Annotated in this window: 27 protein-coding genes and 1 other annotated feature; of the genes, 10 read left to right on the top strand and 17 right to left on the bottom strand. The window is 71.3% G+C overall.

Annotated elements, in window-relative coordinates:
* Nucleotides 1–67: 67 nt before the first annotated feature.
* On the top strand, nucleotides 68–1,333 hold the full coding sequence (locus tag ACEY2A_RS09075; protein WP_374928282.1) for a globin domain-containing protein: 1,266 nt from the start codon (nucleotides 68–70) through the stop codon (nucleotides 1,331–1,333).
* Between the two features lie 186 nt (nucleotides 1,334–1,519).
* On the top strand, nucleotides 1,520–2,821 hold the full coding sequence (locus tag ACEY2A_RS09070; protein ID WP_374928281.1) for a M20/M25/M40 family metallo-hydrolase: 1,302 nt from the start codon (nucleotides 1,520–1,522) through the stop codon (nucleotides 2,819–2,821).
* A gap of 126 nt (nucleotides 2,822–2,947) precedes the next feature.
* On the opposite strand, the gene ACEY2A_RS09065 is transcribed toward ACEY2A_RS09070, so the two are convergent.
* The 3 genes from ACEY2A_RS09065 to ACEY2A_RS09055 form a co-directional block, all read right to left on the bottom strand.
* Nucleotides 2,948–3,160, bottom strand: coding sequence for a helix-turn-helix domain-containing protein (locus ACEY2A_RS09065; RefSeq protein ID WP_374928280.1), 213 nt, complete (start codon nucleotides 3,158–3,160; stop codon nucleotides 2,948–2,950).
* Nucleotides 3,160–3,639 carry a DUF2975 domain-containing protein gene (locus tag ACEY2A_RS09060; RefSeq protein WP_374928279.1) on the bottom strand — a complete coding sequence of 160 codons (480 nt, stop codon included), beginning with the start codon at nucleotides 3,637–3,639 and terminating at the stop codon, nucleotides 3,160–3,162. Before ACEY2A_RS09060 ends, ACEY2A_RS09065 begins: the two co-directional genes overlap by 1 nt.
* Nucleotides 3,640–3,709: 70 nt before the next feature.
* On the bottom strand, nucleotides 3,710–5,278 hold the full coding sequence (locus ACEY2A_RS09055; protein ID WP_374928278.1) for an SDR family NAD(P)-dependent oxidoreductase: 1,569 nt from the start codon (nucleotides 5,276–5,278) through the stop codon (nucleotides 3,710–3,712).
* Nucleotides 5,279–5,321: 43 nt separating this feature from the next.
* Between ACEY2A_RS09055 and ACEY2A_RS09050 the strand changes: the two genes are divergently transcribed.
* Both ACEY2A_RS09050 and ACEY2A_RS09045 read left to right on the top strand, forming a co-directional pair.
* Nucleotides 5,322–6,056 carry a Type 1 glutamine amidotransferase-like domain-containing protein gene (locus ACEY2A_RS09050; RefSeq protein ID WP_374928277.1) on the top strand — a complete coding sequence of 245 codons (735 nt, stop codon included), beginning with the start codon at nucleotides 5,322–5,324 and terminating at the stop codon, nucleotides 6,054–6,056.
* Between the two features lie 74 nt (nucleotides 6,057–6,130).
* Complete coding sequence (locus tag ACEY2A_RS09045; RefSeq protein WP_374928276.1) at nucleotides 6,131–7,378, top strand: ATP-grasp fold amidoligase family protein; 1,248 nt, start codon at nucleotides 6,131–6,133, stop codon at nucleotides 7,376–7,378.
* Nucleotides 7,379–7,424: 46 nt separating this feature from the next.
* Here the strand turns inward: ACEY2A_RS09045 and ACEY2A_RS09040 are convergent, their stop codons facing one another.
* The 9 genes from ACEY2A_RS09040 to ACEY2A_RS09000 form a co-directional block, all read right to left on the bottom strand.
* Nucleotides 7,425–7,688: a hypothetical protein gene (locus tag ACEY2A_RS09040; protein WP_374928275.1), complete on the bottom strand. Its 264-nt coding sequence runs from the start codon at nucleotides 7,686–7,688 to the stop codon at nucleotides 7,425–7,427.
* A gap of 268 nt (nucleotides 7,689–7,956) precedes the next feature.
* The gene (locus ACEY2A_RS09035; protein ID WP_374928274.1) at nucleotides 7,957–8,433 is read right to left on the bottom strand and encodes a hypothetical protein; all 477 of its coding nucleotides are present in this window, start codon (nucleotides 8,431–8,433) and stop codon (nucleotides 7,957–7,959) included.
* 25 nt (nucleotides 8,434–8,458) lie between these two features.
* Nucleotides 8,459–8,857: a hypothetical protein gene (locus ACEY2A_RS09030; RefSeq protein WP_374928273.1), complete on the bottom strand. Its 399-nt coding sequence runs from the start codon at nucleotides 8,855–8,857 to the stop codon at nucleotides 8,459–8,461.
* Nucleotides 8,858–8,923: 66 nt separating this feature from the next.
* Nucleotides 8,924–10,155, bottom strand: a protein-coding gene (locus ACEY2A_RS09025) for an IS3 family transposase (protein ID WP_374928272.1) whose coding sequence is annotated in 2 segments (ribosomal slippage) — nucleotides 8,924–9,876 and nucleotides 9,876–10,155 — 1,233 coding nt in all. Because the reading frame shifts where the segments join, the coding sequence is not laid out codon by codon here.
* Nucleotides 9,775–9,877: a sequence feature (AL1L pseudoknot), on the bottom strand. (Overlaps the previous gene by 103 nt.)
* A gap of 386 nt (nucleotides 10,156–10,541) precedes the next feature.
* The gene (locus tag ACEY2A_RS09020; protein ID WP_374928271.1) at nucleotides 10,542–11,885 is read right to left on the bottom strand and encodes a diaminopimelate decarboxylase; all 1,344 of its coding nucleotides are present in this window, start codon (nucleotides 11,883–11,885) and stop codon (nucleotides 10,542–10,544) included.
* 45 nt (nucleotides 11,886–11,930) lie between these two features.
* On the bottom strand, nucleotides 11,931–13,199 hold the full coding sequence (locus tag ACEY2A_RS09015; RefSeq protein ID WP_374928270.1) for an LL-diaminopimelate aminotransferase: 1,269 nt from the start codon (nucleotides 13,197–13,199) through the stop codon (nucleotides 11,931–11,933).
* A gap of 15 nt (nucleotides 13,200–13,214) precedes the next feature.
* Nucleotides 13,215–14,141 carry a 4-hydroxy-tetrahydrodipicolinate synthase gene (gene dapA / locus ACEY2A_RS09010; protein WP_374928269.1) on the bottom strand — a complete coding sequence of 309 codons (927 nt, stop codon included), beginning with the start codon at nucleotides 14,139–14,141 and terminating at the stop codon, nucleotides 13,215–13,217.
* Nucleotides 14,138–14,950, bottom strand: coding sequence for a 4-hydroxy-tetrahydrodipicolinate reductase (locus ACEY2A_RS09005; protein ID WP_374928268.1), 813 nt, complete (start codon nucleotides 14,948–14,950; stop codon nucleotides 14,138–14,140). Before ACEY2A_RS09005 ends, dapA begins: the two co-directional genes overlap by 4 nt.
* 189 nt (nucleotides 14,951–15,139) lie before the next feature.
* Nucleotides 15,140–15,517: a hypothetical protein gene (locus ACEY2A_RS09000; RefSeq protein WP_374928267.1), complete on the bottom strand. Its 378-nt coding sequence runs from the start codon at nucleotides 15,515–15,517 to the stop codon at nucleotides 15,140–15,142.
* 101 nt (nucleotides 15,518–15,618) lie between these two features.
* On the opposite strand from ACEY2A_RS09000, the gene ACEY2A_RS08995 reads away from it, so the two are divergent.
* Genes ACEY2A_RS08995 through ACEY2A_RS08980 form a run of 4 tightly spaced genes read left to right on the top strand, consistent with a single transcriptional unit; the run spans nucleotide 15,619 to nucleotide 20,173 of the window.
* On the top strand, nucleotides 15,619–16,665 hold the full coding sequence (locus ACEY2A_RS08995; RefSeq protein WP_374928266.1) for an alpha/beta hydrolase fold domain-containing protein: 1,047 nt from the start codon (nucleotides 15,619–15,621) through the stop codon (nucleotides 16,663–16,665).
* 4 nt (nucleotides 16,666–16,669) lie between these two features.
* Nucleotides 16,670–17,482 carry a type I 3-dehydroquinate dehydratase gene (locus ACEY2A_RS08990; protein ID WP_374928265.1) on the top strand — a complete coding sequence of 271 codons (813 nt, stop codon included), beginning with the start codon at nucleotides 16,670–16,672 and terminating at the stop codon, nucleotides 17,480–17,482.
* A 23-nt stretch (nucleotides 17,483–17,505) separates the two neighbouring features.
* Nucleotides 17,506–18,831 carry an alpha/beta hydrolase fold domain-containing protein gene (locus tag ACEY2A_RS08985; RefSeq protein ID WP_374928264.1) on the top strand — a complete coding sequence of 442 codons (1,326 nt, stop codon included), beginning with the start codon at nucleotides 17,506–17,508 and terminating at the stop codon, nucleotides 18,829–18,831.
* Between the two features lie 31 nt (nucleotides 18,832–18,862).
* Nucleotides 18,863–20,173 carry an ATP-grasp fold amidoligase family protein gene (locus ACEY2A_RS08980; RefSeq protein WP_374928263.1) on the top strand — a complete coding sequence of 437 codons (1,311 nt, stop codon included), beginning with the start codon at nucleotides 18,863–18,865 and terminating at the stop codon, nucleotides 20,171–20,173.
* Between the two features lie 97 nt (nucleotides 20,174–20,270).
* Here the strand turns inward: ACEY2A_RS08980 and ACEY2A_RS08975 are convergent, their stop codons facing one another.
* Entirely contained in the window at nucleotides 20,271–20,927 is a 657-nt protein-coding gene (locus ACEY2A_RS08975; protein ID WP_374928262.1) for a hypothetical protein, read from the bottom strand.
* 146 nt (nucleotides 20,928–21,073) lie between these two features.
* Here ACEY2A_RS08975 and ACEY2A_RS08970 point away from each other — a divergent pair, with 146 nt between their 5' ends.
* Both ACEY2A_RS08970 and ACEY2A_RS08965 read left to right on the top strand, forming a co-directional pair.
* Nucleotides 21,074–23,062, top strand: a complete 1,989-nt coding sequence (locus ACEY2A_RS08970) for a BCCT family transporter (protein WP_374928261.1) — start codon at nucleotides 21,074–21,076, stop codon at nucleotides 23,060–23,062.
* Nucleotides 23,063–23,072: 10 nt separating this feature from the next.
* A complete protein-coding gene (locus ACEY2A_RS08965; RefSeq protein WP_159461873.1) occupies nucleotides 23,073–23,228 on the top strand; it encodes a hypothetical protein in 156 nt (51 codons plus the stop codon).
* Between the two features lies 1 nt (nucleotide 23,229).
* Here ACEY2A_RS08965 and ACEY2A_RS08960 read toward each other — a convergent pair whose 3' ends face one another.
* From ACEY2A_RS08960 to ACEY2A_RS08945, 4 genes are read right to left on the bottom strand one after another with little or no spacing between them, the layout of a single operon-like run.
* Nucleotides 23,230–23,835, bottom strand: coding sequence for a response regulator (locus ACEY2A_RS08960; protein WP_374928260.1), 606 nt, complete (start codon nucleotides 23,833–23,835; stop codon nucleotides 23,230–23,232).
* Nucleotides 23,832–24,950, bottom strand: coding sequence for a sensor histidine kinase (locus ACEY2A_RS08955; RefSeq protein WP_374928259.1), 1,119 nt, complete (start codon nucleotides 24,948–24,950; stop codon nucleotides 23,832–23,834). The genes ACEY2A_RS08960 and ACEY2A_RS08955 overlap by 4 nt, the downstream gene beginning before the upstream one ends.
* Entirely contained in the window at nucleotides 24,947–25,714 is a 768-nt protein-coding gene (locus ACEY2A_RS08950; protein ID WP_374928258.1) for an ABC transporter permease, read from the bottom strand. The genes ACEY2A_RS08955 and ACEY2A_RS08950 overlap by 4 nt, the downstream gene beginning before the upstream one ends.
* A 15-nt stretch (nucleotides 25,715–25,729) precedes the next feature.
* Entirely contained in the window at nucleotides 25,730–26,749 is a 1,020-nt protein-coding gene (locus ACEY2A_RS08945) for an ABC transporter ATP-binding protein (RefSeq protein WP_374928257.1), read from the bottom strand.
* Nucleotides 26,750–26,848 lie beyond the last annotated feature (99 nt).

The raw sequence follows: 26,848 nt of genomic DNA, 5'->3' as shown, positions 1-26,848 counted from the left end.
GGTGCGGCGTGTACCGGGTGTGGCTCGAGCGGTTGCGCGAAGGGGGAGCAGTACTACTGTGAATCGTATGAAGACACCCACCCTGTCGCCCCAGTCCGCCGAGATCGTCGCCGCCACTGCCGGCGTGGTCGCCGAGCACGCTGTGCAGATCACGAGCACGTTCTACCCGAACATGTTCGCGGCCCACCCGGAGCTGATGCGGGTCTTCAACAAGGCCAACCAGGCCATCGGCGAGCAGCCGGTGGCGCTGGCCAGTTCCGTCGTGGCCTACGCGGTGCACCTCATCGACCCCGACGCGCCGGACTTCACCCCGGTCATGGAGCGGATCGCCCACAAGCACGTCTCGCTGGGCATCACGGCCACCGACTACACCATCGTGGGTCACTACCTGCTGGAGGCCGTGGGTCAGGTGCTGGGCGATGCGGTGACGCCCGAGGTGGCCGCCGCCTGGGACGAGGTGTACTGGCTGTTCGGCACGCAGCTGATCGCGGAGGAGGCCAAGCTCTACGCGCTGGCCGGCGTGGACCCCGAGAACCCGTGGCGCAAGTACGAGGTGACCGAGCGCACGGAGGAGACCGAGGAGGTGTTCTCGCTGACGATCAAGCCCGTGGAGGGCGAGCTGCCAGACCACACGACCGGCCAGTACGTCGCGATCGCGGTCGACCTGCCCACCGGCGAGCGCCAGCCGCGCCAGTACACGATCTCCGGCGCGCCCGAGGGTGCCTTCCGCGTCACCATCCGCAAGGTCGTGGGGGTGGACGGCCACCCCGACGGGCAGGTGTCGTCGTGGCTCCACGAGAACGCCCGGCCCGGCACCGTGCTCGACGTGTCCACCCCGTCGGGAGACGTGGTGCTCGACGCGAGCGACGCGCCCCTGGTGCTCGCGAGCGCCGGCATCGGCATCACGCCGATGGCCGCCATCGTCGAGGAGCTCGGCCAGAGCCAGCCCCAGCGGCCCGTCATCCTGATGCACGCCGACCGCACGTCCGCTGCCCACCCGCTGCTGGAGACGATGCAGGCCTCCACCAGCCAGCTGGCGGACCTCGCGTCCCACACCTGGTACGAGGAGATGGACGAGACCGGTGAGGCCCGGGGCGCCCACCTCGGCCTGATGGACCTCGCCCAGGTGGATGTGCCTGCCAACGCGAAGGTCTTCATGTGCGGCCCGCTGCCGTTCATGCGGACCGTGCGCCGCTCGTTGATGGACAAGGGTGTGGATGCCCGCAACATCTCCTACGAGGTGTTCGGGCCGGACCTGTGGGCGCAGGACCCCGAGTCCGGCGCCGAGGAGAAGGTCGCCGCGCAGATCGCCGAGGCCCGCCAGGGGGCCTGACCCGCATCGACCAGCCCCCGGGCCAAGGGGTTGCCCGGGGGCTGGTCAGGAGTTGGTCAAGGCTCCGTGAGGGTTTGCCCCATCGGCTTGGCAGGGGTTCGGACGGGGCGCACGATCGGGAGGTCGGCACACGTCTGTCCGTGTCGGCCACCGCTTTTCGCGGTTCCCCTACCCAGGAGCATGACCATGCGTCGCAGCACGCTGAGCGCCTTCATCGCCACCCCTGCCCTCGCCCTGTCCATGGCGGGCATCGCCCTGTCGCCCACGGTGGGCGCCTCGAACCCGGACCTGGGGCCCGAGGCCACCGCCGCGGTGGACTTCCAGGCGCCCAACGGTGGGGTGGACGACTCGCCGGTGTTCGTCGTGGCCGCAGCCGACGACCAGCCCCAGCTGGGCGAGGTGGCCGCACGGGTGGACACCCTGCGCGACGCCAGCGGCCAGGAGGTCGTCATCTCGCGCACCACCGCCGACAAGGTGGCCGAGCTGCACGAGGCGCCGGCCGGTGAGCGGGGCGCGGGCTTCCGCACCTTCCCCACGTGGGCGGCCGCTGAGGAGTTCATCGCCTCCGACCGGTCCGCCGAGGCGACCACGCAGGCGCTGGCGCTGCCCGGCATCGACAACCAGGCCACCGTCGAGCCGTGGCTGGACCAGGTGCAGGAGTCCCGCATCCGCCAGACCATCTCGGACCTGTCCACCAACTGGCCCAACCGCTACTACGCCTCCAGCCACGGCAAGGCCGCCGCAGCCCACGTGCACGACCAGTGGAGCGGCATCGCGGCCGGCCGCAGCGACGTGACCGTGGCCTACGACGAGTCCTGCGGGAGCAGCTGTGGTGTGCAGCCGAACGTCACCATGACCGTGCAGGGCACCGAGAACCCCGACGAGGTCGTGGTGGTGGGTGCGCACTTCGACTCCATCTCCAACTCCGGCTCCGGTGACTCGATGGACGCCCCGGGTGCCGATGACAACGCCTCGGCCACCGCGACCGTCACCGAGGTGGCGCAGGTGGCGCTGGCGAACGGCTGGAAGCCGCAGCGCACCGTGGTGTTCGCCGCCTATGCCGCGGAGGAGGTGGGTCTGCGTGGCTCGGCCGCCATGGCGAACTCCTACGCCTCGCAGGGCAAGGACGTGGTGGGCGTGCTCAACCTCGACATGACCAACTACGACGGTGGCGCGTACGACATGTCCCTCATGCAGGACAACACGAACGCCGACCTGAACACGTTCTCCCGGGAGGTGTTCGACGCCTACCTGGCCCCGCAGGGCATGACCATGAACACCATGACCTGTGGCTACGGCTGCTCGGACCACGCCTCGTGGACCTCGGCGGGCTACCCGGCCTCGATGGTCTCGGAGTCCGAGCTGTTCCCGCACCTGCACACCCCGAACGACACCCTGGACGCCACGGGTGGCACGGCCGACCACTCGGTGAAGTTCGCGAAGTTCGGGCTCGCCTTCGTGGGCGAGCTGGCCAAGACCGGCGCCTGATGCGGTGAGCCCCGCGGGCTGACCGCCCGGCCCTCGTGCCGGTGGTCCCCGCAACCCGGCACGGCAAAGGTGAACCCGGCACGCTGTTCTCGGCGTGCCGGGTTCACCTTTGCCGTGCCAGCTCCCTCACTCCTCGTCCGGGACGTACTCCAGCAGGTCACCCGGCTGGCACTCGAGGACCTCGCACATCGCCTCGAGCGTGCTCAGCCGCACCGCCTTGGCGCGGCCGTTCTTCAGCACCGAGACGTTGGCCGGCGTGATGCCGACCCGCTCGGCGAACTCCCCGACGGACATCTTGCGACGTGCCAGCTCCACATCGATGCGCACCACGATCGGCATCAGATGACCCCCGCCATCTCACCCTGGAGGGAGGTGGCGCGCTCCAGCAGCCCGCGCATGATCCGCATCAGCAGGGCCGCGCCGAAGTAGGCCAGCACGCCCGCCGTGACGGTGAGGGTCACCAGCAGGTGCCCTTCGGGAGCCCCGAAGACGAGGAAGGCGATCACCAGGGTCATGGCGCCCCCGAGCATCAGGGCCTTCTCGATGCGGGACGCCCACACCAGGCTCCCCGGGTCGAAGATGCGGTCGACCATCACGGCATCGAGCAGCAGCCAGATGCACACCATCACGAACTGGAGGCACGCGAGCGCCCCGATGCTCAGGGCCAACACGGGCCAGCGGAGGTAGCCCAGGGCGGGGTCGAGAGCGGCCATGTCCGCGGCCAGGATGGGCAGGAGAAAGACCTGCAGCACCAGGATGAACAGGGCTCCGAGGATCAGGAACAGTCGCAGGATCGGGTCGGTGCGAGGGTTGTCCATGCATCGCAGCGTAGTGCAAACCTATCGAATTGCGATAGGCACCCATCGTTCGGCAATGCCCCGCTGCAGCTCACCAGGGGTGCGGCTCGAAGTCCTTGAGGAACACCCCGTGCAGGTCCTCACCGGCCTCACCGCGCACGATCGGGTCGTACACCCGCGCCGCACCGTCCACCAGGTCCAGCGGCGCGTGCCACCCCTCGGCCGCGATCCGCAGCTTCTCGTGGTGCGGCCGCTCGTCGGTGATCCACCCCGTGTCCACGGCCGTCATCAGGATGCCGTCGGTCTCCAGCATCTCCGAGGCACTGGTCCGCGTCAGCATGTTCAGGGCGGCCTTGGCCATGTTCGTGTGCGGGTGCCCGGAGCCCTTGTACCGCCGCGAGAACTGCCCCTCCATGGCCGACACGTTCACCACGTACGACCGCCGCGCCCCACGCCGCACCGCCTCGGCCAGGCTCGGCCGCAGCCGCGAGACCAGCAGGAAGGGCGCCACCGAGTTGCACAGCTGCACCTCCAGCAGTTCCATCGGGTCCACCTCCTGCACCTTCTGCGTCCACGAGTTCACCTGCTGCACGTCGGGGAGCAGCCCGCCCGCATCGAGCGCGGTGCCGCTCTGGTGCGCCTCCAGGCTCGCCGAGCCCGCGCGCAGCGCCAGCCGCGTCATGTCCGATGCGGTGAGTCCACCCCCTGCGTCGGTGTGCGCCACCGCGTGCTCGGACAGTGACCCGACCAGCGCTGCGGGGTGCGCCTCGCTGATGCGGTCGAACGCCAGCATGGACGGGCGCAGCTCGTCACCGACCAGCGGCGCCTGCTCACCCTCGGTGAGGTGGGAGTACGAGCCGGGCGTGCGCCGCACCGTCTGACAGGCGTTGTTGATGAGGATGTCCAGCGGCCCGCCGGCGGCCACCTCATCGGCCAGGGCGATCACCTGGGTGGGGTCGCGCAGGTCGATGCCCACGATGGACAGGCGGTCGATCCAGTCGGCCGAGTCCTCCTGCGCGGCGAAACGGCGCGCCGCATCGCGGGGGAAGCGGGTGGTGATGGTGAGCTCGGCGCCATCGCGCAGCAACATGAGCGCGATGTACATGCCGATCTTCGCCCGCCCCCCGGTGAGCAGGGCGCGTTTGCCCCGAAGGTCGGTGTGCTGGTCGCGGCGGGCGTGGCTCTCGCCGGCGCAGCGGGGGCACAGCCAGTGGTAGAAGCTGTCCACGGCCGTGAACTTCTCGTGGCAGATGTAGCAGCCGCGGGGGATGTTCAGCTGCCCGATGACGTGCCCCGCGCCCGCGAGGCCGGTGGGGGTCTCCAGCAGGATGCCGGCCGTCTCGTCGTCGATGCGCTGGGGGCTGCCGGTGGCGGTGCGCTCCATGAGGCGCTGATCCGCATCGAGCAGGGGTTGGCGTTCGGCGCGACGGGCCTCCGCGCGGCGCGCCTTGCGGACGGCCTTGTACATGCGCCCCGTGGCGCGCTTGACGGTCTCGATGTGCGGGTGGCCCTTGGGCAGCTCGTGCAGCTGGCCCAGCACGCGGAGGGTGGCCTCGAGGTCGGCGGGGTCGATGCCGGGCTGGTCGCCCGCATCGGGGGTGGTGGGGTCCTCGGGGGTCTCCGGGGTGGGGGTCGGGTCGTCGGGCTGCACGGTGCGCATCGTAGGTGGCGCGGCGGGGGTGGCCCGGTGCCACACTCGGTGCATGACGACGATCGTGACCCTGGGCGGCGGCGGGTTCTCCGAGACCGAGGGCGAGCTCACCGCGCTGGACCACTTCCTCCTCGACCTGGCCGGGCGGCGCATCGATGCGGGGGAGCGTGGCCGCGGGGCACGTCCGGCCGTGTGCTTCATCCCCACCGCCAGCGGCGATGGGGCGGCCTACTGCCAGAAGTTCGAGCGTGCCTATGGCGGCGTGGCCGAGACGTCGGTACTGACGCTGTTCAACGCCGACCCCTGGGGCTACCGCGACCCGTCGGTGCTGCTGGAGCAGGACCTGGTGTTCGTGGGTGGTGGGTCCACGGCCAACCTGTTGGCGCTGTGGCGGCTGCACGGGCTGCCGGAGGTGCTGGCGGAGGCGGGCCGGCGCGGCACGGTGCTGGCCGGCATCAGTGCGGGGATGAACTGCTGGTTCGAGGGGTCGTCCACCGACTCCTACGGTCCGCTGGCGGCGCTGCCGGACGGTCTGGGCTTCCTGCGGGGCAGCGCGTGTCCCCACTACGACGGGGAGCCGGGCCGGCCGGAGCAGTTCCGGGGTGCCATCGGCTCCGGGGAACTGCCCGAGGGCTACGCCGCCGACGACGGGGTGGCGCTGGTGTGGCGTGACGGTGAGCTGGTGGAGGCCGTCAGCGAGGTGGACGGCGGGCGTGCCTTCCGCGTGGCGGCCGACGGTGCGGGTGGCGCCGTGGAGGAAACGCTGCAGGTGCGGCGACTGGGCTGACGGGGCGGGGCGCGCCCCCTCCCGCTCGTCGTGCTTCCGGTGCGGGCTGGGGGGTCCGCATCTACGCTGGGGGGATGCTGCGCAGAGTCGTCCGAGAACTGCCGCCCCTCAAGTGGAGGGACGAGAAGATCCTGCAATGGCGCGAACAGGCCCGCGAGAGCCGCGATGAGGTGACCAGGCTCCGCAAGGAGCTCGCCACCGTCCGCGGCCAGCTCGACGCGCAGGGCGCCAAGACCGCCACTCCGCGTGAGGCTGCCGCGCAACCCTCCGGCCCCCTCACGGGTGATGGCGCCACCGTGGCGCTGGACGCCGAGGGCAGCATGCCGCGGGTGGAGCTCACGGACGCCCAGGTGAAGGCGATCCAGCAGGCGGGCCACGCTCCCACCGTGGGTGCCGCCCCGACCGATCCGCGCGCCTACCCCAGCTTCATCAGCCAGCTCTACCAGGCCCGTCGCTACCGATGGCGTCTGGCCGATCAGCAGCTGAAGAACCACCCCCGCAGCCAGATTCCCCTGAAGCTGCAGAACCACGCCCTGGCCGCCAGTCACGGGGTGCAGGCACCGGTCATCCACGCCATCTGGACCCAGGCGGCCCAGATCGACCTCTCCGTTCTGCCGGAGTCGTTCGTCATCAAGTCCAACGGTGGCGCTGGCAGCCGCGGGGTGTACCCGCTGCGGCGCGTTCCCGGGGAGACCGACCTGTACGAGGTCGCCGACGAGTCCCGCCGCCGCATCACCGGTGTGGAGGTGGTCACGAACCTCACGACGGACAAGATGCTCACCGGGCCGTGGTTCGCCGAGGAGCTCCTGGTGCCGGACGTGGGGGACTCCGCTCTGCCCAGCGACGTCAAGATCTACGCGTTCTACGGTCAGATCGGCTACGGCTTCGCCCGCCAGGCACCGTTGCACCGAGGGTCCGCCGGGTGGCACACGCGACTGGGCTTCCGGTACTTCGACGAGAACGGCCAGGACATCGAGATGCGCGGTGGGGAGAGTGAGAGGTCGCGCCTGGACATCCCCGTGTCGCCCCACCTGCCGCAGATGCTGGAGGCCGCCAAGGTGCTCTCCGCCGCGGTGCCGCTGCCCTTCGTGCGCGTGGACCTCTACGGCACCACCAAGGGCATCGTGATGGGGGAGCTCACCCTGGTGCCCGGCGGCAACCAGCACTACGTGCCGCTGCAGGACGTGCGGATGGGCCGGCTGTGGGAGGAGGCCGAGATGCGGCTGCAGATCGACCTCGCCCGCAACGGCCGGCCGTTCCGGAACATCGCTGGCGAGCACCCGGTGCCGGAGAACCTGCGGCCCTACCTGCCGCAGGCCTGAGGGCCGCACGCGCCGGGGCGGGCGGAGTGTGGCCCGCCCCGGCGCATCAGGGGCACTCCTGGCCATGGGGGATGGCGTGCAACCGGCGGGCGGGGGTCAGTGAGCCCTTGCGGCCACCCTCCTCGCGGTAGTCGATGGTGAGGTGGTCCTCGGTGGTGTGGTCACTGGTGACCCTGAGGATGACGGCGACACTCTTGGTCTCACCGGGTTGAAGGGTGGGTGTGGATCCGGCGGGTGCGGGTGGGATGTTGGGCGACGCCGCGGCCGCGTACATGTACTCGTCCAGTCCCACCAGGAACCAGTCGGTCACTTCGGCTCCGGACGTAGCCGGGAAGGTGACCGACGTTATTTCCACATTGTCTTCTCCGTCGTTGGTGATGACCTGAGTCGCAAACATCCTGAGGCTCTCTGGCGATGCACCTGCTGAGCCACACGTCATCGACCCCCCTTCAGTGCAGCGAGCGCGGTCGATGGACGGAGCCAGATCCACCACACGGCGGCCGCCGTGAGGAGCAGTGCCCCCACGACGGCCGCAGCGGCCACAAGTCGTGTGGATCTGTGTTCGACCAGCTCGTTCCTCAGCATGCTTGGCCGTGGGGGCGGGGCCAGAGGGTCCGGGCGGGTGTAAGAGTGCCTTCGCGGCCGGACCCCTCGAGGTAGTCGATGGTCAGGTGGTCCTCGGTGGTGTGGTCAGCAGTGACCTTGAGGACGACTGCGACGCGCTTGGTTTCGCCGGGTTGAAGGGTGGGTTCGGATCCTGCCGGGGCAGGTGGAATGTCGGGCGAGGCTCCCGTGGCGTACATGTACTCATCCAGTCCCACCAGGAACCAGTCCTTCACTTCGGCCCCGGACGTAGTCGGAAACGTGACCGCCGTGATTTCCACACTGTCGTCTCCGCTGTTGGTGATGATTTGTGTGGCGAACATCTTCAGGCTCTCGGGGGGAGCGCCGGCTGGTCCACAAGTCCGAGCGCCGCCCTCGGGCGCGGTCAGCGCGGTAGAGGGGCGGAGCCAGATCCACCACACGGCGGCCGCCGTGAGGAGCAGTGCCCCCACGACGGCCGCTGCGGCCACAAGTCGCTTAGCCACGGATGACCCATGTACGGGGGTCGGCGGCCGGCCCCGTGTTCAGCCCACACAACCGTAGGCCGTCGGTGTCGGTGGTCTTGACGCGGGTCTCGAGCGTTTGTGTGGCGGAGTGACCACTACGGATGGCGAGATCGATGCCGATCGCGCCTGAGGTGTCCACACCGTTGGTCCATCGGGTGGCGTGGTTGCGGTCGATCTTCTCGGAATCACCCGCCTTGTAGGGGTAACACTTCCAAGCCGCCGGGATGGACCCGTAGGTGTGCCAAGCACCGCCCTGGCGGTGGATGGCCTTGACCTTGCTGGAGGTGATGTATCCGTCCTTGCAGCTCCAGTAGTTGTACTTGCCGTACTTCCAGTAGGTCTTCAACAACTGGCGCTTGTTGCCCTGCATGTCCGACTTCTTGAAGGTGCTGGTGAGCTGTCGGCTGACTGAAGCGCCCTGGGTTTCGTTCCGAGGTCAGGACGCAACGGGCGCTACGTCGTGGCCACGAGTGTAGGCCGCCTCGACCTCGGTCGGGGTGGCGTAGCCGAGGGCCTCGTGGAGACGCTGCGTGTTCCACCAGTGGACCCACCCCATGGTGGCCAGCTCGACCGCCTCGGTCGACTCCCAGAGCCGCTTGGAGTGGATGAGTTCAGCCTTGTAGAGGCCGTTCACGGTCTCGGCGAGGGCGTTGTCATAGGAGTCGCCCACGGTGCCCACCGAGGCGCTCACCCCGGCTGTGATGAGCGCGTCGGAGTAGGCCAGACTGACGTATTGAGAGCCCCTGTCGCTGTGGTGGATCAAGCCCTTGTGGCCCCGGCTTGCGCCGGTGCTCATCAGCGCGTGCTCCAGGGCCAGCAATGGCAACCCTGCGGTGTGGAGGCTGGACGAGACCGCCCACCCCACGATCTTTCGGGAGTGCACGTCGGTGATGAACGCGACGTAGCAGAACCCGGTCGGGATCCGCACGTAGGTAATGTCAGCGACCCAGAGCTGGTTCGGCCTCTGTGCGGCGAAGCGACGTTCCACGAGGTCGGGGCGGGCATCCGACGCGGCTGCTGGCCGGGTGGTGATCGGCTTACGGCCACGGCGGACGCCTTCGAGCCCAGCGGTTTTCATGAGCCGGGCTGTCTGGTCCCGGCCGATGTCCCAGCCCGCCCGGACCATCGCGTGGTGCATCTTGCGCACCCCGTACACGCTGTAGTTCTGCGCGTGGACCCGCCGGATCTCCTTGAGTAGGAGATCATCTCGCAGCGCCCGCGCGGACGCGGGCCGGGTCTTCGCGGCCCGGTAGCCACGAGAGGTGATGAACCCACACTTTGTCGCGCCGAGGGTGCGGCAGATGGCCTCGACCCCGAACTGGTCGCGGTGCTCGTCGACGAACCTGATCATCTCGTCGTGGGGCGGTCGAGCTCCGCTGCGAAAAAAGCCGAGGCCTTGCGCAAGATCTCGTTCGCCCGTCGCAGCTCGAGGTTCTCCCTGCGCAGCTTGGTGATCTCCTCGGCCTCAGCGGTGCTCAACCCTGGAGCCTCACCCTGGTCGATGCGGTCCTGCTTCCACCAGTTCCGCAGCGTGTGGGGTGAGATCCCGCCGAGAGCTTCGCCGACGGCGGTGCAGGCAACCCAGCCAGAGCACTGCTCGGCACGGACGCGTTCCTCGATGAGCTTCAGGGCACGAGCCTTGAACTCGGGGCTGTACTTCTGGGGCATGATCCGATTCTCCTTGAGGAAGTAGGTCGGAACGAAACCCAGGACGCTTCAGTGCTGGGGTACTTCGCCGTCGATTCCGATGACGGTCCCCTTGACGAAGGGGTCCTTACCGGTCGTGTCGACCCCGAAGTTCCCCACCCCGTTCAGGAAGGGTGCGCCAGCCATGGCAATGACTGCTGGTACTGCGAACATCAAGTGCTTGCTTGAACGCATCGCCGCTCCTCGCGACTCTTGCTGGTGTCCTGATGACCCCCGCCGTTGGGATGAGCATCAGCCCGGCGGTGGGGTCTGGCAATACCTGGAGCAGATCCATACAGAATCTTGACCAAGTCTTGGGGGATTCGTGATCTGGGGGGGTCGGTCGCTCCGGGGCCCAACTCAGGCCCTCAGGCGTCCCAGTCCACCGTCGCGAACAGGTCGGCCATGGTCTCCGCGCGGCGGATCTGCCGGGCCTGGCCGTCCTCACCCAGCAGGTACTCCGCGGAGCGCAGCTTGCCGTTGTAGTTGAAGCCCATCGAGTGGCCGTGCGCGCCGGCGTCGTGCAGGACGACCACGTCGCCCGCGTGCACCTGGGGTAGCTCACGGTCGATGGCGAACTTGTCGTTGTTCTCGCAGAGCGAGCCGGTCACGTCGTAGGTGTGCGTGGCACCCGGGGTGACGCTCACCGCATCGGACCCGCTGTCCCCATCGGGCCCGGGGAGGACGGTGATGTGGTGGTACGAGCCGTACATGGCCGGGCGCATGAGGTTGTGCATGGACGCATCGAGGCCCACGTAGGACTTGTACTTCTGCGTCACCTGGCGCACGCGGGAGACGAGGTACCCGTACGGTCCGGTGATCACGCGGCCGCACTCGAAGCGGATGCCCAGACCGTCCAGCCCGGCGGGCACCACGATCTCGTCGTAGGCAGCGCGGATGCCGTCGCTCACCTGCTGCAGGTCCATCGGCCGGTCGTCGAGGCCGTAGGGGATGCCGATGCCGCCGCCGAGGTTCGCGAACTCCGGCGCGATGTCGAGCTCGTCCTTGAGGCGGGCAGCGAGCGTGAAGAGCATGCGGGCGGTCTGCACGATGTAGTCGCCGTCCAGCTCGTTGCTGGCCACCATCGTGTGCAGGGCGAAGCGGGTGGCGCCGCGCCGCTGGGCCTGGCGGTAGGCGTCGATGAGCTGGTCGGAGGTCACGCCGTACTTGGCCTGCACCGGGTCGCCGATGATCGCGTTGCCGGTGCGCTCGGCGCCCGGGTTGTAGCGGAAGCAGACCAGCTCCGGCAGGCGGCCCGCGGCCTGCTCGAGCGCGTCCAGGTGGGTGATGTCGTCGAGGTTCACCACCGCGCCCAGCTCCACGGCGCGGGCGAACTCCTCCGCCGGGGTGTCGTTGGAGGTGAACATGATGCGCTCGCCGCGGATGCCCAAGCGGTCGCACAGCTCGAGCTCCGGCAGGGAGGAGCAGTCGGCGCCGAATCCCTCCTCGGACAGCACGCGGACGATGGCCGGGGTGGGCGTGGCCTTCACCGCGAAGTGGTTGGTGAAGCCCGGCGCCCACGCGAACGCCTCGGTGAAGGCACGCGCGTTGGCGCGGATCGCGGCCTCGTCGTAGAGGTGGAAGGGGGTGGGCAGCTCGGCGGCGAGCTCCAGCATCCGCTCGGGGCTGGTGGGCAGCGGCTTGGCCGGGTGGACGCGGGAGGCGAGGCTCCCCGCATCGGGGCGGGTGGGAGAGGTGTCCTGGTGGGACATGGCGACTCCTGGGGTGGGGAGGAACGGAAGGGTAACGAGGACTGGTCAGGCGGAGGCGGCCGCGAGGGCCGGGGCGAGGAGGGCGTCGGCGTTCGCGCGCAGGGAGGCCACCGCGGCCTCGATGTCCTCGGACTGGCCGAACGCGCTGAACCGCACGTACCCCTCGCCCGCCGAACCGAACCCGACGCCCGGGGTCACCACCACCTGCGCCTGCTCCAGCAGCCGGTCGAAGAACTCCCACGACCCCAGGCCTCCCGGGCAGCGCGCCCACAGGTACGGGGCGTTGTCGCCGCCGGTGACCTCCAGCCCCATGGAGACCAGCGCCTCCCGGATGGTGGCCGCGTTGGCCATGTACCCGGCCACCAGCTCCGCGGACTCGGCGCGCCCCGCATCGGACAACGCCGCCACCGCCCCGGACTGGGCGATGTTGCTGGCCCCGTTGAAGAAGGTGGACTGGCGCCGGTTCCACATGCGGTGCAGTTCACCCGGCTCGGAGTCGGCCACCGTCAGCGCCCGCGGCACCACCGACCAGCCCAGCCGCACCCCGGTGAACCCAGCGGTCTTGCTGAGCGACGTCAGCTCGATGGCGCACTCGGCGGCGCCGGGCACCTCGTAGATGCTGCGCGGCAGGGACTCGTCGGTGATGTAGTCCGCGTACGCCGCATCGAACAGGATCACTGCCTGGTGCTCCCGCGCCCACGCCACCCAGGCCGCCAGCTGCTCGTGCGTGGCCACGGCTCCGGTCGGGTTGTTCGGCGAGCACAGGTAGACCACGTCGGCCGTGGTGCCGTCCGTGGGCGGCTGGGCCAGCCACCCGTTCTCGGACGACCCCTCCAGCATCACGATGCCCTCGTACGCGCCGGTCACCTCGTCCGCGGCCCCGGTGCGTCCGTGGACAACGGTGGAGTCCACGTACACCGGGTACGCCGGGTTCTGCACGGCCACCACGGAGTCCGGCGCGAACAGCCCCTGGAGGTTCGCCGCATCGGCCTTGGCACCGTCGGAGACGAAGACCTCGGCCGGGTCCAGCTCCACGCCACGCCGCGCGTAGTGCGCCACGATCGCCTCCCGCAGCGCGGCCTCGCCCTGCTCGTCGCCGTACCCGCTGTACCCGGCAGCGGTGGACAGCGCCACCACCCGTTGGTGCAGCCCGGCCACCACGGTGGGGGTGAGCGGCTGGGTGGTGTTGCCGATGCCCAGGCGGTGCACCACCGCACCGGGGTGGGCCTGCTCGTACTCGCGCACGCGGCGGGCGATCTCCGGGAACAGGTACCCGGCGGACAGGGTGCGGTAGGTGGGGTTGATGCGGGCCATGGGGGTCCTCTCTTCTCAGGCGGGCAGCAGCGCGCCGCGCGGGCAGTCGACGGCCTCCAGGGCGCGGAGCAGCTGCTCGCGGTGCCCCTCGTCCTCGAGCGTGCACAGCGGCAGCCGGAAGCTCTCGCGGCACCACCCGTACTCGGCCAGCGCCGTCTTGATGGGGATGGGGTTGGTCTCGCTGAAGCAGGCGGCGAAGAACGCCGAGAGCTGGGCCTCCAACGTGCGGGCGGTGCCCAGGTCGCCCTCCAGGGCCGTGTGCACCATCCGCGTCATGGCCCCGGGCAGCAGGTTGGACGCCACGGAGATGACCCCGTGCCCCCCGAGCCCGATGAGGTCGACCGCCAGGTTGTCGTCCCCGGCCAGCACCGTGAACCCCTGGGGCGCGCGGGCCAGCACGTCCTTCATCTGGTCCAGCGACCCGCTGGCCTCCTTGACGGCCACGATGTTGGGGCAGTCCTGCGCCAGTCGCACGAGGGTGGCGGTCTCCAGGTTCACCGCGGAGCGCCCGGCGATGTTGTAGAGCACCACGGGGAGCGTCACCGCATCGGCCACCGCCTTGAAGTGCAGGTACAGGCCCTTCTGCGTGGGCTTGTTGTAGTACGGGTTCACCGTGAGGACGGCGTCTGCGCCGGCCATCTCGGCGTGGCGGGAGAGCTGCACGGCCTCCTCGGTGGAGTTCGACCCGGTGCCGGCGATCACGGGCACCCGTCCGGCGGCGCGCTTCACGGTGAACGCGATCACGCCGTCGTGCTCGTGGTGGCTGAGGGTGGGGCTCTCCCCGGTGGTCCCGCACGGCACCAGGCCGTTGATGCCGGCCTCCACCTGCGCGTCGATCAGCGCGCCGAGCGATTCGGTGTCCACCGCGCCGTCGTCGGTGAAGGGGGTGACCAGCGCGGTGTGCACGCCCCGCAGGTCGAGGGCAGGGGTGGGGCGGGTCATGCGTCCTCCTGGGTGGGGTGCGGGGTGGGTGTCCCGATGCGGTGACCCTCACCGGGGTGGGTGGTCGCCAACCGCTCGGCCAGCAGGTCGTCGAAGCGCCACAGCCCGGGGGCGGGGGGCTCCTGGGTCAGCCAGCGGGCAGCGCGCAGGGCCCCGGCGGCGAACCCGTCGCGGGAGCGGGCGGTGTGGGTGAGCTCGAGGGTGTCCTGCGGGCTGTCGAACCAGACGGTGTGCGTGCCGGGGACGTGGCCGATGCGGGTGGAGGAGATCTGCAGGTCGTCGGCCCTGCCGAGGGCCTCGGCCAGGTGCAGGGCGGTGCCACTGGGGCTGTCGGCCTTGCGGCGGTGGTGCACCTCGTGGATGCCCACGTCGTAGCCGCCCACCCCCTCCAGCAGGGCGGTGGCGTGCTCCACGAGGCGCAGCAGGAGCGTGACGCCCACGGAGAAGTTGCCGGCCCAGACCGCGGGGGCGCTCGCGCTGGCGAACAGGTCGTGCGCCTCGTCCAGGCGGTCGGTCCAGCCGGTGGTGCCGATGACGGCGGGCACCGTGCCGCGGGAGTAGGCCTCCAGGTGCGACCAGATGGCGGAAGGGTGCGAGAAGTCGATCCAGACGTCGGGCGCCTGGGCGGGCGTCACCTCATCGAGGCTGCGGTGGGTGGCCGCGGCGGCGGTGGGCGCGACGATGCAGGTGACGCGGCACCCGGCATCGGCCGCCAGGCGGTGGACGGCCTGCCCCATGCGGCCGTGGCCGACCAGGCCGATGGCCGGGCCGTGCGCGGTGGCCTGCAGGGGGTGGGGCGTGCTGTCCATACGAGGAGCCTAGGGTGCGCGAGGCACCCAGATTCCTTGAAGTGGAGCGGATTTCAGAGGTCGTGTCGGACTCCGGAAGTCTTCCCGTGGGGCGGGGGTGCGCCGGAGGATCTGCCGCTGCGGGGGCGGCGTGGCGGGACGCAGAACGGCCCGGGGCGGGTGCCCCGGGCCGTTCAGGTGGTGCGTGGGTCAGCTGGTGCTGGCGTCGTCGTCGCTGTCGTCGTCAGCGTCATCGGACTGGTCGTCAGCGTCGTCGTCCGACTGGTCGTCCGCGTCATCCGAGGCGTCGTCGGCATCATCGGACTGGTCGTCGGCGTCGTCGCTGTCGTCATCCGAGGCGTCGTCGGCGTCATCGTCGGACTGGTCGTCGCTGTCGTCATCGGACTGGTCGTCGGCGTCGTCGCCGCCGCCGGTGTCCTCGGCCGTGGTCGTCACCGAGGTCTCGGTGTCATCGCCACCGGTGGAGTCGTCACCACCGCACGCGGAGAGGGCCACGACGGCCAGCGGCACGGTGGCCAGGCTCATCAGGCGGGTCAGGGGGGAACGGTTTCCGGTGTTCTTGATCATGTCTCCTTTGTAGTGGATCCGTTCGCCCGTGACCATGAGTTCTGCATGAGGAATTTCTCACCGGTTGGCGTGAAGCCGTCCGTGCGGGGGACACTCGCGCGGTGATTCGAGCTCGTGCCCTGACCGCCCTCCTCGCGCTCGCGGGGCTGGGTCTGGCCGGGTGCGCCGGCCAGAGCCCGTCGGCGGCGAGCGTGCCCGGTGTGACCCCGCCGCCCTCGCCGGTCACCGCCGAGGACGGGGCCGTTGCAGAGTGGAGCGAGTGGCTGCCCTACGGCCCCGAGGAGCGACAGCGCGTCCGCGTGCTCCCCGGCGACCCAGGCGGTGGGGTGGCGGTGCTGGTGCACGGCGGCAGCTGGCGCGCCGGCAGCGCGGGCACCTACACGGACAGCAACGCCACAATGCACGCGCTCACGCGCGGCCTGCATGAGCGGGGTTGGTGGGTGGTGGCCGTGGAGTACCGCTTCGCCGACCGCTCGCCCTGGCCCGCCACGGCGCACGACGTGCACAGCGCCACCCGGGCCGGTGTGGCCTGGTCCACCGAGCGGGGCGCGGGGGAGACCCTGGCGATGCTGGGTGACTCCGCGGGCGGGCACCTCGCCTCGCTGGAGGGAGCCACCCACCCCACCCAGGTGGACGCCGTGGTCTCGTACTACGGCCTGCACGACTTCACCACCTCGCAGGCGCAGCGCGACGCGCGCAACTGCCCCTCCATGAACGTGGGGGCGCCCAACGTGTTCGGTGCCCAGCCCACCACCGAGGAGCAGCTGGCCGTCGCCCGCCACTGGTCCCCGGCGCACCGGGTGGGCCCCGACAGTCCGCCCATGATGGTGCTGCACGGCACCGAGGACTGTGTGGTGCCCTACGAGCAGGCCGGTGAGCTGGTGGAGGCCCTGACCGCCCACGGGGTGCCGAACGAGCTGATCACCCTGCCCGGAGAGGGTCACGGCAGCCCGGCATTCGTGGACCCAGAGAGCACGCTGCCGCAGGTGCTGGACTTCCTGGCCGACCACTCCGACCCGGTGGTGCTGCCCCCGACCCAGCAGCGTCCGTCCACGCCGGCCTCGCCGGCGCCATCGACGTCGCCGTCATCCCCGTCCTCCGCGCCCGCGGCATCCCCGTCCACCGCATCGCCCACGGCGGGAGAATGACTCCATGACCTCCCCGACCTCGGCACCGGACCCGGCCGGCCACCCTGCCGCCCTGCTCGAGCTGGGCTCCCGCAGGTTCGGCGCCTGCCACCCCGCCGTGGCCGTCCCCCTGGTGGGCACCACCGCCGAGGAGCTCCTCCAGGAGGCCGCGCGACTGCGCGGTCAGCCGGTGGACCTGGTGGAGTGGCGGCTGGACCACCTCGCCAGCGGTGCGGGTGCCACGCGGGGGGACGCTCCCCGCATCGCCCCCCTGGTCGCGCAGCTGGTGGACGCCCTGGGTGGGCTGCCCCTGCTGGCGACCTACCGGACCCGCGGTCAGGGAGGACGGGGCGAGGCCGACCCCGGGGAGTACCTGACGCTCGTGGAGCAGGTCGCCGGCCTGCCGGGGGTGCACCTGGTGGACGTGGAGTTCGACCACCCGGAGCGCGACGCGGCGCTGCAGGCCGTGCGCACCGCCGGGGCCCGAAGCCTGGTGAGCCACCACGACTGGGACGGCCAGCCCGCGCCGGAAGGGTTGTCCACCCTGGTGGGGGAGATGCGCGCCACCGGGGCCGATGCGGTGAAGCTCGCCACCACCCCCGCCGACGAGGCCCGGGCGCTGGAGCTGCTGACGGTGCTCACCCGCATCGCCCCCGAGGGAGGTCCCGTGGCGATGCTGGGCATGGGCCCGGCCGGGCGGCTCACCCGCCTGGTGGGGCCGGCCTGTGGGAGCTTCCTCACATTCGCACGGCTGGGGGCCGCCAGCGCCCCCGGACAGCTGGATCTGGCGCTCGTGGCGGCTACCGTTGACGCCCTGCGCGCGCCGGAGCGTGCGTGACCCCACACCCTGCTGAGGTACCGATGACCCGTTCGCCCCGCCGAGCCAGCACCACCGCGTTCGCCGTCTGCGCCAGCCTGTTCCTCGCTGCCTGCGGCGGTGAGGAGGACCCCGGGGAGACCCGGGGAGCGAGCGAGAGCACGACGGTGGGGCAGGAGGCGCCGACCGGTGCGCCCAGCACCCCGTCGCACGAGACCTCGGCAGCGCCCAGCACCGAAGACCCCGAGAGCTCGGCGCCCGACCCCTCGAGCTCCGCGCCGGACGGGACGCCGTCGGAGTCCGCGCCCGAGGCCGGGGAGACGTCCGTGCCCGCGGAGCCGAGCGAGGAGGCCCCCACCGACACCGCACCGCCCTCGGCCACCGTGGCGCCCCCGGGGCCCGAGCCCACGGAACCGGCGCCCGAGACCACCACCCCGGCGCCGGGTGCCACGGACCCGACGCCCGTCCCCACGGAGCCGGCGCCCACCGCATCGGACCCGGCTCCCTCGCCCACGCCCAGCGGGACGGCGACGGAGCCCACCCCCTCGCCCAGTGAGCCCAGTGAGCCGAGCGAGCCGAGCTCCCCGGCGCCCGGGGGCTGGAGCGACTGGGTGTCCTTCGGATCCGCACCCGAACAGCGCTACATGATGCTGCCGGGCGAGCCGGGCAAGGACGTCGTGGTGCTGATCCACGGCGGCGGCTGGGTGGGCGGCAAGGCAGAGGCGTTCGCGGACGAGGAGAACCGCAAGAACAACCTCGTCAAGCGTCTGGAGTCGATGGGGCTGTGGGTCGCCTCGGTGGAGTACCGCAAGGCTGACGAGAGCCCGTGGCCGGCCACCCCGCAGGACGTGCACGCCGGCGTGACCGCTGCCGTGGCGGAGGCCCGCAGCAAGGGGGCCGGCGAGGGTGTGGGGCTGTTCGGCGACTCGGCCGGGGGCCACCTCGCCGCGTTCGAGGCCATCAAGCACCCGGGCACGGTGGATGCGGTGGTCGGCTACTACGGCATCTACGACCCGCTGACGGCCAAGGCCCAGCGCAAGGACCTGTCCTGCCCGCCCAAGACGGCTGCCGAGGACCACATCTACATGCAGGACGCCACGGACCCCGCCCTCAAGGCCCAGGTCGAGCAGGCGTCGCCCGTCGCCCAGGTGACCTCGGCGGCTCCGCCGATGTTCCTGCTGCACGGCACCATCGACTGCGTCGCCCCGGCGAGCCAGTCACAGCAGATGCACGAGGCACTGCTGGCCCAGGGGGTGCAGTCGAAGCTGGTGATGGTCCCGGGCGCCGACCACTCGCAGCCGGCCTTCTGGACCGAGGACGAGTACCTCAGCCAGGTCACCTCGTGGATGGCGGTGCACGGGGTCGACTGATCCCCGGGCTCGTGGCCCTAGGATGCGCTCCATGATGCGTCGAGTCGTGCGTGACCTCCCCGCCATCAAGTGGCGTGACGAGAAGATCGAGGAGTGGCGCGGCATCGCCCGCCAGCACAAGGAGGCGCTCCGCGCCGCCGAGCAGCGGGCCAGGACGGCCGAGGCGGAGCTGGCGCGCCTGCGTGCCGAGAGCCAGAAGGCGGCGAAGTCCGCCACGAAGTCGGCGGCGCCCGCTGCGCCCGCTGAGAAGTCGCCTGCCCCCGCGAAGGCCCCCGCTGCGGTGCTGCCCTGTGGCGAGCCGCTCCTCGGGGAGAACAGCACGGTCACCCGTGACGCGGCCGGCACCACACCACGCGTGGAGTTCGCCCCCGACCTCGTGAAGGCCCTGAAGAAGGCCGGCCACGAGGTGTCCAGCGGTACCACCCCGGGTGACCCGCGGGGCTACGGCAGCTTCGCGACCCACCTCCTGGAGGCCCGGCGCTACCGCAAGCGGCTGGGGGACCAGGGGCTCAAGAACCACCCGCGCCGGGAGATCCCCAAGAAGCTCCAGAACTTCGCCCTGGCGGCGAGCCACGGGGTGCAGCCGCCCACCATCCTCGCCGTCTGGCGCAAGGCGGAGGAGATCGACCTCTCCGGGCTGCCGGACGAGTTCGTCCTGAAGTCCAACGGCGGGGCCGGGTCCCGTGGTGTGCACCCCCTGCGGCGGGTCCCCGGCAAGCCCGACCAGTTCGAGGTGGCTGACGACACCCGTCGCCCCGTCACGGGGGCGGAGGTGATCCGCCTCCTCACGACCGACGCGAAGCTGACCGGTCCGTGGTTCGCCGAGGAGCTCCTGGTGCCGGAGGACGGTGCGGCCGGACTGCCCAGCGACATCAAGATGTTCGCCTTCTACGGTGAGGTGGGGTTCGGCTTCGCCCGCCGTGCCCCCCTGCACCGCGGCGTCGCCGGGTGGCAGGACGCGCAGCAGTTCCGGTACTTCGACGGAGAGGGGCGCGATGTGGAGATGCGCACCATCCGCTCGGTCCGGGAGGTGGCCCTCAGCCCGCAGCTGCCGCAGATGCTGGAGCACGCCCGCACCCTCTCGGCCGCAGTGCCCCTGCCCTTCGTCCGCGTGGACCTCTACGGCACCACCAAGGGCGTCGTGATGGGCGAGATCACCCTCCTGCCGGGGAGCCACACCGACCTGCTCCCCCTGCAGGACATGCGCCTGGGCAGGATGTGGGAGGAGGCCGAGATGCGCTTCCAGATCGACGTCGCCGTCAAGGGCCGCCCCTACGCGATCCTCGCCGGTGACCACCCGGTGCCGGAGCTCCTCAAGCCCTACCTGCCCAAGCAGGCCTGACCCCCGCGCCGGGCGGCGCGCAGACGAGAGGGCCCCGACGAGCTGAGCTGCTCGTCGGGGCCCTTCCGTGTGAGGCGGCGCGTGCGGTGCGGGTGGCTCAGCCGGCGGCCGACATGCAGATCTCCTCCACCTGCCCCAGCTGGGTGCCCAGGTTCGGGTCGGACGGACCGGAGGCGCCCGCCAGCGCCGTGGACAGTGCGTGGATGGCGCCACGGACCTCCGGCGGCGCGACCTTGGCCAGGTCCTGCACACCCTGGGCGCCGGTGGCCGGGGTCTCCAGGGAGACCGGGTTGGCCATGGCGCCCTGCAGGTATCCGCAGGCGTCCTGGGCCGAGAGCTCGTCCACCTTGGTGTGAATGCCCTCGAGGTCCTGGAAGCTGGTGATGTTCAGCTCGGCGGACTGGCCCTCGCCGCCACGGGTCAACGAGGGGTCGGTGGTGGGCTCCTCGCCGGCGTCGTTGCCGGTCTCCTCATCGCCGGCCGATGCGGTGTCCTCCGGTGCGCTCGTCTCCTCGGCCGGGGCGCTCGTCTCCTCGGCGGGAGCGCTGGCGTCCTCGGAGGTCTCGCTCTCCTCCGCAGGGGCGCTGGTCTCCTCGTTCTGCTCCTGCGTGCTGCTGGAGACCGAGCTCTCGGTCTCTGCGGGGGTCTCCTCCTCACCGCCGCAGGCGCTCAGCGCCAGGGCTGCCAGCGGCAGGAGCGAGAGGTGCAATGCGCGCTTCAGGCGGGTGGAGGGGTGCTGGAGGGAAGTGTTCATCAGCACTGCCTAGCACGGGGGCAGGGGGCCGACCAATCCGAGGGGCCGCTCCGGGGGCTGCTGGTGGCGTCCGTCACCCCGTCGATGGGTGGCACCTCACGTACCGTGGTGGTGCACTCCCCCCCGCCGTCTGACCGAAGGACGTCATGCCCAGTTCCCGCCCCGAGGGCACCCGCAGCGAGCACCCCCGCCCCAGTGACGCGGTGGTCGGCTCGCACCGCGACGGCCGCAACCACCGCACCCCCACGCGCCGGTTCATCCACGAGGTGAACTACCCCCACAGCATCCACCCGGCCCTCGTGCCGGGTGTCTCGGTGGAGGACCAGAAGGTGCGCTTCGGTCTGGACAGGATCGTGTTCGGCGTGGCGGGCGCCGCCATCGTGGCCTTCATCGCGTGGGGCTTCGCGGACGCCGCACAGGTCACCCGGGTGACCACGGCCATGCTCACCTGGGTCATGACCAACCTCGGCTGGCTGTTCAACGGGCTGGCCATCGTGCTGCTGCTCTTCCTGCTGGGCATCGCCCTGAGCCCCTACGGCCGCATCCCGCTGGGGCTGGACGGCGAGGAGCCGGAGTTCTCCACGGCCAGCTGGACGGCCATGCTGTTCGGTGCGGGCATCGGCATCGGCATCATCTTCTTCGGGCCGTACGAGCCCATGAGCTACTTCCTCTCCCCGCGGCCCGGCTCGGCCGAGGCGGGCAGTGCGGACGCCGTGCCCAAGGCCATGGCGCAGGCCGCGCTGCACTGGGGAGTCAACGCGTGGGCCTTCTACGCGCTGGTGGGGCTGGCCGTGGCCTACGCCTCCTACCGGCGTGGCCGGGTGCCCCTCATGAGCTCGATCTTCGCCCCACTGTTCCGCAAGGACCCGCACCAGACGGCGGCCGGCCGCGCCATCGACATCCTGGCCATCATCGCCACCCTGTTCGGGACGGCGGCCTCCCTGGGCATCGGTGCCCTGCAGATCGCCAGCGGGGTGGAGATCGTGACCGGCTGGGGGTCCGGCGGCAACACGGTGGCCATGATCATCATCGTCGTGCTGACCATCGGCACCATCGCCTCGGCCGTCTCCGGCCTGGCCAAGGGCATCCGCTGGCTCAGCAACATCAACCTGGTGCTGGCCCTGTTGCTGGCCACCTTCTTCTTCGTGGTGGGGCCGACGGTCTTCCTGCTGAACATCGTGCCCTCGGTGTTCGTCACCTACTTCGACCAGATGCCCGCGATGCTCTCGGCCAGCATGGCCGACGGCCCGGAGATGCAGTCCTTCCTGAGCAGCTGGACCACCTTCTACTGGGCCTGGTGGGTGTCGTGGGCGCCCTTCGTGGGCGTCTTCACCGCGAAGATCTCCCGGGGGCGCACGGTGCGCCAGTTCATCCTGGGCGTGCTGTTCATCCCCGGCACCATCATCATCCTGGCCTTCACGATGCTGGGGGGCACCGCCATCTGGCACCAGCGCGACAGCCAGGCCATCGCCCCCGACGGCACCCTGGAGACCCTCCCGGCGCCGCAGGACATCTTCTTCACGGTGCTCGACCAGCTGCCGGGCGCGGTCATCGTGGCGCCCGTGGTGATCGTCATGCTGGCCATCTTCTTCATCACCAGCTCCGACTCGGCCTCGCTGGTGAACTCCCAGCTCTCGCAGGGCGGCAACCCGGAGCCCAAGCGTCTGGTGACGGTCTTCTGGGCCCTGTGCATGGCCGGCATCGCCGCGGTGATGCTGCTCATCGGTGGCGAGAAGGCGCTCACCGGGCTGCAGAACCTGGTGACCGTCTCCGCCCTCCCCTTCGCGGTGGTCATGATCGGTATGTGCGTGGCCCTGCTGCGGGACTTCTCGACCGATCCGATGATGATCCGTCGCGCCTTCCAGCAGCGTGCGGTGGACAACGCGGTGCGCGAGGGCGTGACCGAGTACGGCGACGACTTCAAGCTCGCGGTGGAGCCGGCCCACGGCGAGGCCGAGCGGTGGTCGGTGGGCAAGGACTTCGAGTCCACCGCCGAGGAGTACACCGCCTGGTACCAGCGCACCGACGAGGAGGGTGAGCCGGTGGAGTTCGACTACGCCACCAACGAGTACGTGGAGGAGGGGGTGGACGACACGGACGGTCGGCCGACGGCGGATGGCCGCCCCACCGCCTAGTGTCTGCGCCATGACGCCTCGCATCCCCCGCCCGCAGCGTCTGGGACGGATGTGGGAGCGCGCCCAGGTGCGTCTGGAGATGGACCTGGCCAGCGGCGCCCGCCCCTACGGCATCGTCGCGGGGGACCACCCCGTGCCGGAGCTGCTGCGGCCCTTCCTTCCCTGAGCTACAACCAGCCGTTGTCGCGGGCCGTGGTGGCGGCCCCGGCGCTGGTGCGCGCCCCGGTCTTGCCGATGGCCGAGGAGAGGTGGTTGCGCACGGTGCCCGGGGAGAGGAACAGTGCCCCGGCGATCTCCGCCACCCCCTGGCCGGCGGCCGCCAGGCGCAGGACGTCCGTCTCGCGGGGGCTCAGCGGGTTCGGGCCCGCCAGCGCGGACTCGGCGGCCAGGTCGGCATCGACCGTGCGCAGCCCGGCTGCGGTGCGTCGGACCGCCTCGAGGAGCTCGGCCGGCGGGCAGTCCTTCACCACGAACCCGCTCGCGCCGGCGTCCAGCGCGCGGCGCAGGTAGCCCGGCCGCCCGAAGGTGGTGACCACCAGCACGCGCGGCGGCGTGGGGGCGGTGAGCAGGCCCGGCAGGGCGTCGATGCCGCCCCCACCGGGCATCTCGATGTCGAGCAGCACCACGTCCACCGAGGTGTCGCGCACGAAGTCCACCGCCGCGGGCCCGCTGTCCACCTGCCCGACCACTTGCAGGTCGTCCTCCAGGTCGAGCAGGGCAGCCAGCGCCCCGCGCACGAGCGCCTGGTCGTCCACCACGAGGATCCGGGTCATGCTGCTGCTCCCGTCGGCAGGGTGACCACCAGGCGGGTGCCCGGGGCGTTGTCCTCCCACACCACGGCGCCCCCGGCAGCGGCGGCGCGCTCGCGGATTCCGTCGCTCCCCGAGCCGGATGGCTCACCGGTCAGGCCCTGCCCGTCGTCGCTGACCACCAGGCGATCGGGCGCCAGGGTGACGTCCACCCTCGAGGCCCGGGCGTGCCGGCTGACGTTCGTGACCGCCTCGCGCAGGATCCAGGCGGCGACGGGACGGTGGCGCGGGGGCACGTCCTGGGGGTCACCGTGCACGGTCAGGGAGACCTCGCCGCTCGAGGCCAGGTCCCGGGCACGCTCCACCTCATCGGCCAGGTCGGTGGAGCGCAGGCCGACCACGGTCGACCGGGCCTCGCTGAGCGCGCGGCGGGCCAGTGCGGCCACCTGCGAGATCTCGTCGCGGGCCCGGTCGTCGTCCCGTCCCACCAGGCGCTCGGCGAGGTCGGCCTTCAGCACGATGGCGGTGAGCGAGTGCCCCAGCACGTCGTGCACGTCCCGGGCCACCCGCTCGCGCTCGGCGGTGATGGCAAGGGCCGTCTCCACCTCACCCAGCTCGATACCGCGGTCGATCATCTGCCGGACCGCGAGCATGCCGCCGCCGACGGGGACCGCGATGAGGGCGAACACTGCAGCCGATGGTTCGACCAGCGCCACCACCAGCGGGGTCAGCGCCGCCGCGGCGGTGGCCGCGTAGTGCGACGGGCGGGGCAGCTCGAGCGCGGCGTGCGTGGCCACGTACGGCAGGAGGCCGCAGGACCCGACGCCCAGCACGGGGACCGTGACCACCATGAGTGCGAGCATCCCCGCGAGCACCCACCACGGGCGGCGCTCGCTGTAGCCCCACAGGTAGAGCGCGGCGAACGCGATGATGGCGGCGACCGTGACCCCTCGGGCCAGCGGTGCCGCATCGGCCTGCGCGGCGCCCAGCAGGGGGAAGGCCAGAAAGACCATGAAGACGATGGCGATGACGAGCGACCACCGGTAGTAGGGGTCGTCCCGTCGCGGGCCCGGGGCTGCGGGGTGTGTGGCGGGGCCGGACGACGCGGCCGGGGACCGCTCCGGCGCCGGGGCGCTCACTCGCGCCGCCCCGTGCGCCGCATGACCAGGGTGCACGCCACCGCCAGGACCAGGAACCATGCCCCCATGTTCGCCCATGCCTGCCAGGCGGGGATGTTCACCCCGCCGCTGATCCACCCCTCGGTGATGGGGCGCTCGGCCGCGTTGACCACGCCGAACATCGGGGTGAACCGCGCCAGCGTGAGCAGCCAGCCGTCCAGCGGCATGAACACGTTGCCCAGGAAGGCCAGGATCACGATGCCGCCCGACGCGATGCCGATGGAGGCATCGGAGCGGATCACCAGCGCCAGCAGCAGGCCGTACAGCGCGAAGAGCGACGCGCCCAGCCAGCCGATGAGGCCGCACAGCAGCCAGTTGCCCAGCGGTGCCTCGGCGCCGGTCGCGGCCGCGATGGCCAGCACCAGGACCACGGGCACCAGTGCCACCACCAGTGCCGTGACGAGCTTCTGCAGGGCGAACCCGAGCGGGCTCAACGGGGTGAGCAGCAGCTGGCGGGTCCAGCCCTGCTGCCGCTCCCAGGCCGTCAGGGCGCCGATGGAGGCGCACGCCGTGCAGGCGCCGTAGACCGCCATGCGCACGGCCAGCATCGAGTTGCCGTCGCCGCCGGGCATCTCGGCGTCGATGGCGTTGCCGGCCGAGAAGATCAAGTACATGAACACCGGCAGGCCAATGGTGAAGATGACGTTGGAGACGTTCCGCAGGATGCGGACGGTGTCGATGCGGAGGTAGGTGGGGGAGAAGAGCATTCCGGTGGGGGTCGACATGATGGCTCCTGGGGTTCAGGCGGCGGTGGCCGCAGGCGCGGGGCGGGCGGGCGAGGTGGACTGGTCCGGGTCGGTGCCGCCCTGCGGGTCGGCCGCCTCCCGGGTGAGCTCGGCGAAGGCCTCGTCCAGGCCCAGCGGCACGATCTGCAGGCCCGTGGCCCGCCACTCGGTGAGGGCCAGCCGGGCGAAGCGGTCGGAGTCCGTCACCCGCATCTCCAGCCGGTCGGGGGTGGGTGTACGGACGTCGACCACGTCGGGCTCGCCCGCCAGCTGCTGGGCGAGGCGTCCCGCATCGGGGGTGGTGCAGGTGAGCACCCGGCCGGGGACCCGCGAGCGGACGGCCTCGGTGGTGTCGTCGGCGATCACGCGGCCGCCGGCCATCAACACGGTCCGGGGTGCGTACTCCTCGGCCTCCGCGAGGTAGTGGGTGGCGAAGACGATGGTGCGTCCCGCCTGCGCCTCGGCGCTGACCACCTCCCAGAACTCCTGCCGGGCGGAGACGTCCATGCCGGCGGTGGGCTCGTCGAGCACCATCAGGTCGGGGTCGGGCAGCAGCGCCAGGGCGAAGCGCAGCCGCTGCTTCTCGCCCCCGCTGCAGCGGCTGACGCGCCGGGTGGCCAACGGGGTCAGGCCGGCGCGGTCCATCACCGAGCCCACGCGGCGGCGGCCGCCGGGGTGCAGGCTGGCGACCGCGCGGACGGTCTCGGCCACGCGCAGGTCGTCGAGCAGCGCGCCGGACTGCAGCATCGCGCCCACCCGGCCGGCGGACACCGCGCGGGACGGGCGGTCGCCGCAGACCCGCACCTCGCCCGAGGAGGGGGCCTGCAGGCCCAGCGCCATGTCGAGGGTGACGGACTTGCCGGCGCCGTTGTGGCCCAGCAGGGCCACCACGTCGCCGCGGTGCACGGTCAGGTCGACGCCGCGCACCGCATCGACCCGGCGGGCGCCGCGGCCGAAGGACTTGTGGACCCCGCGCAGGTCGAGCACGGGCGCCGCGTCGGCGGCGGGGGGCAGGGAGTCGCTGGTTCGTTCCATGCCCCCCACGGTGCCGGGGTGGCGAGGCGGGCGCCCACGACCGGCATCACGCCCCCACCGTGACCGGAGTCATGGCCCGGGGTCACGACCCGGCGGGGG

Source organism: Kytococcus sedentarius, from assembly GCF_041937525.1.
Lineage (GTDB): Bacteria > Actinomycetota > Actinomycetes > Actinomycetales > Dermatophilaceae > Kytococcus > Kytococcus sedentarius_A.
The sequence above is the reverse complement of the archived record's forward strand: the minus strand, read 5'-3'. Positions and strand labels throughout refer to the sequence as shown.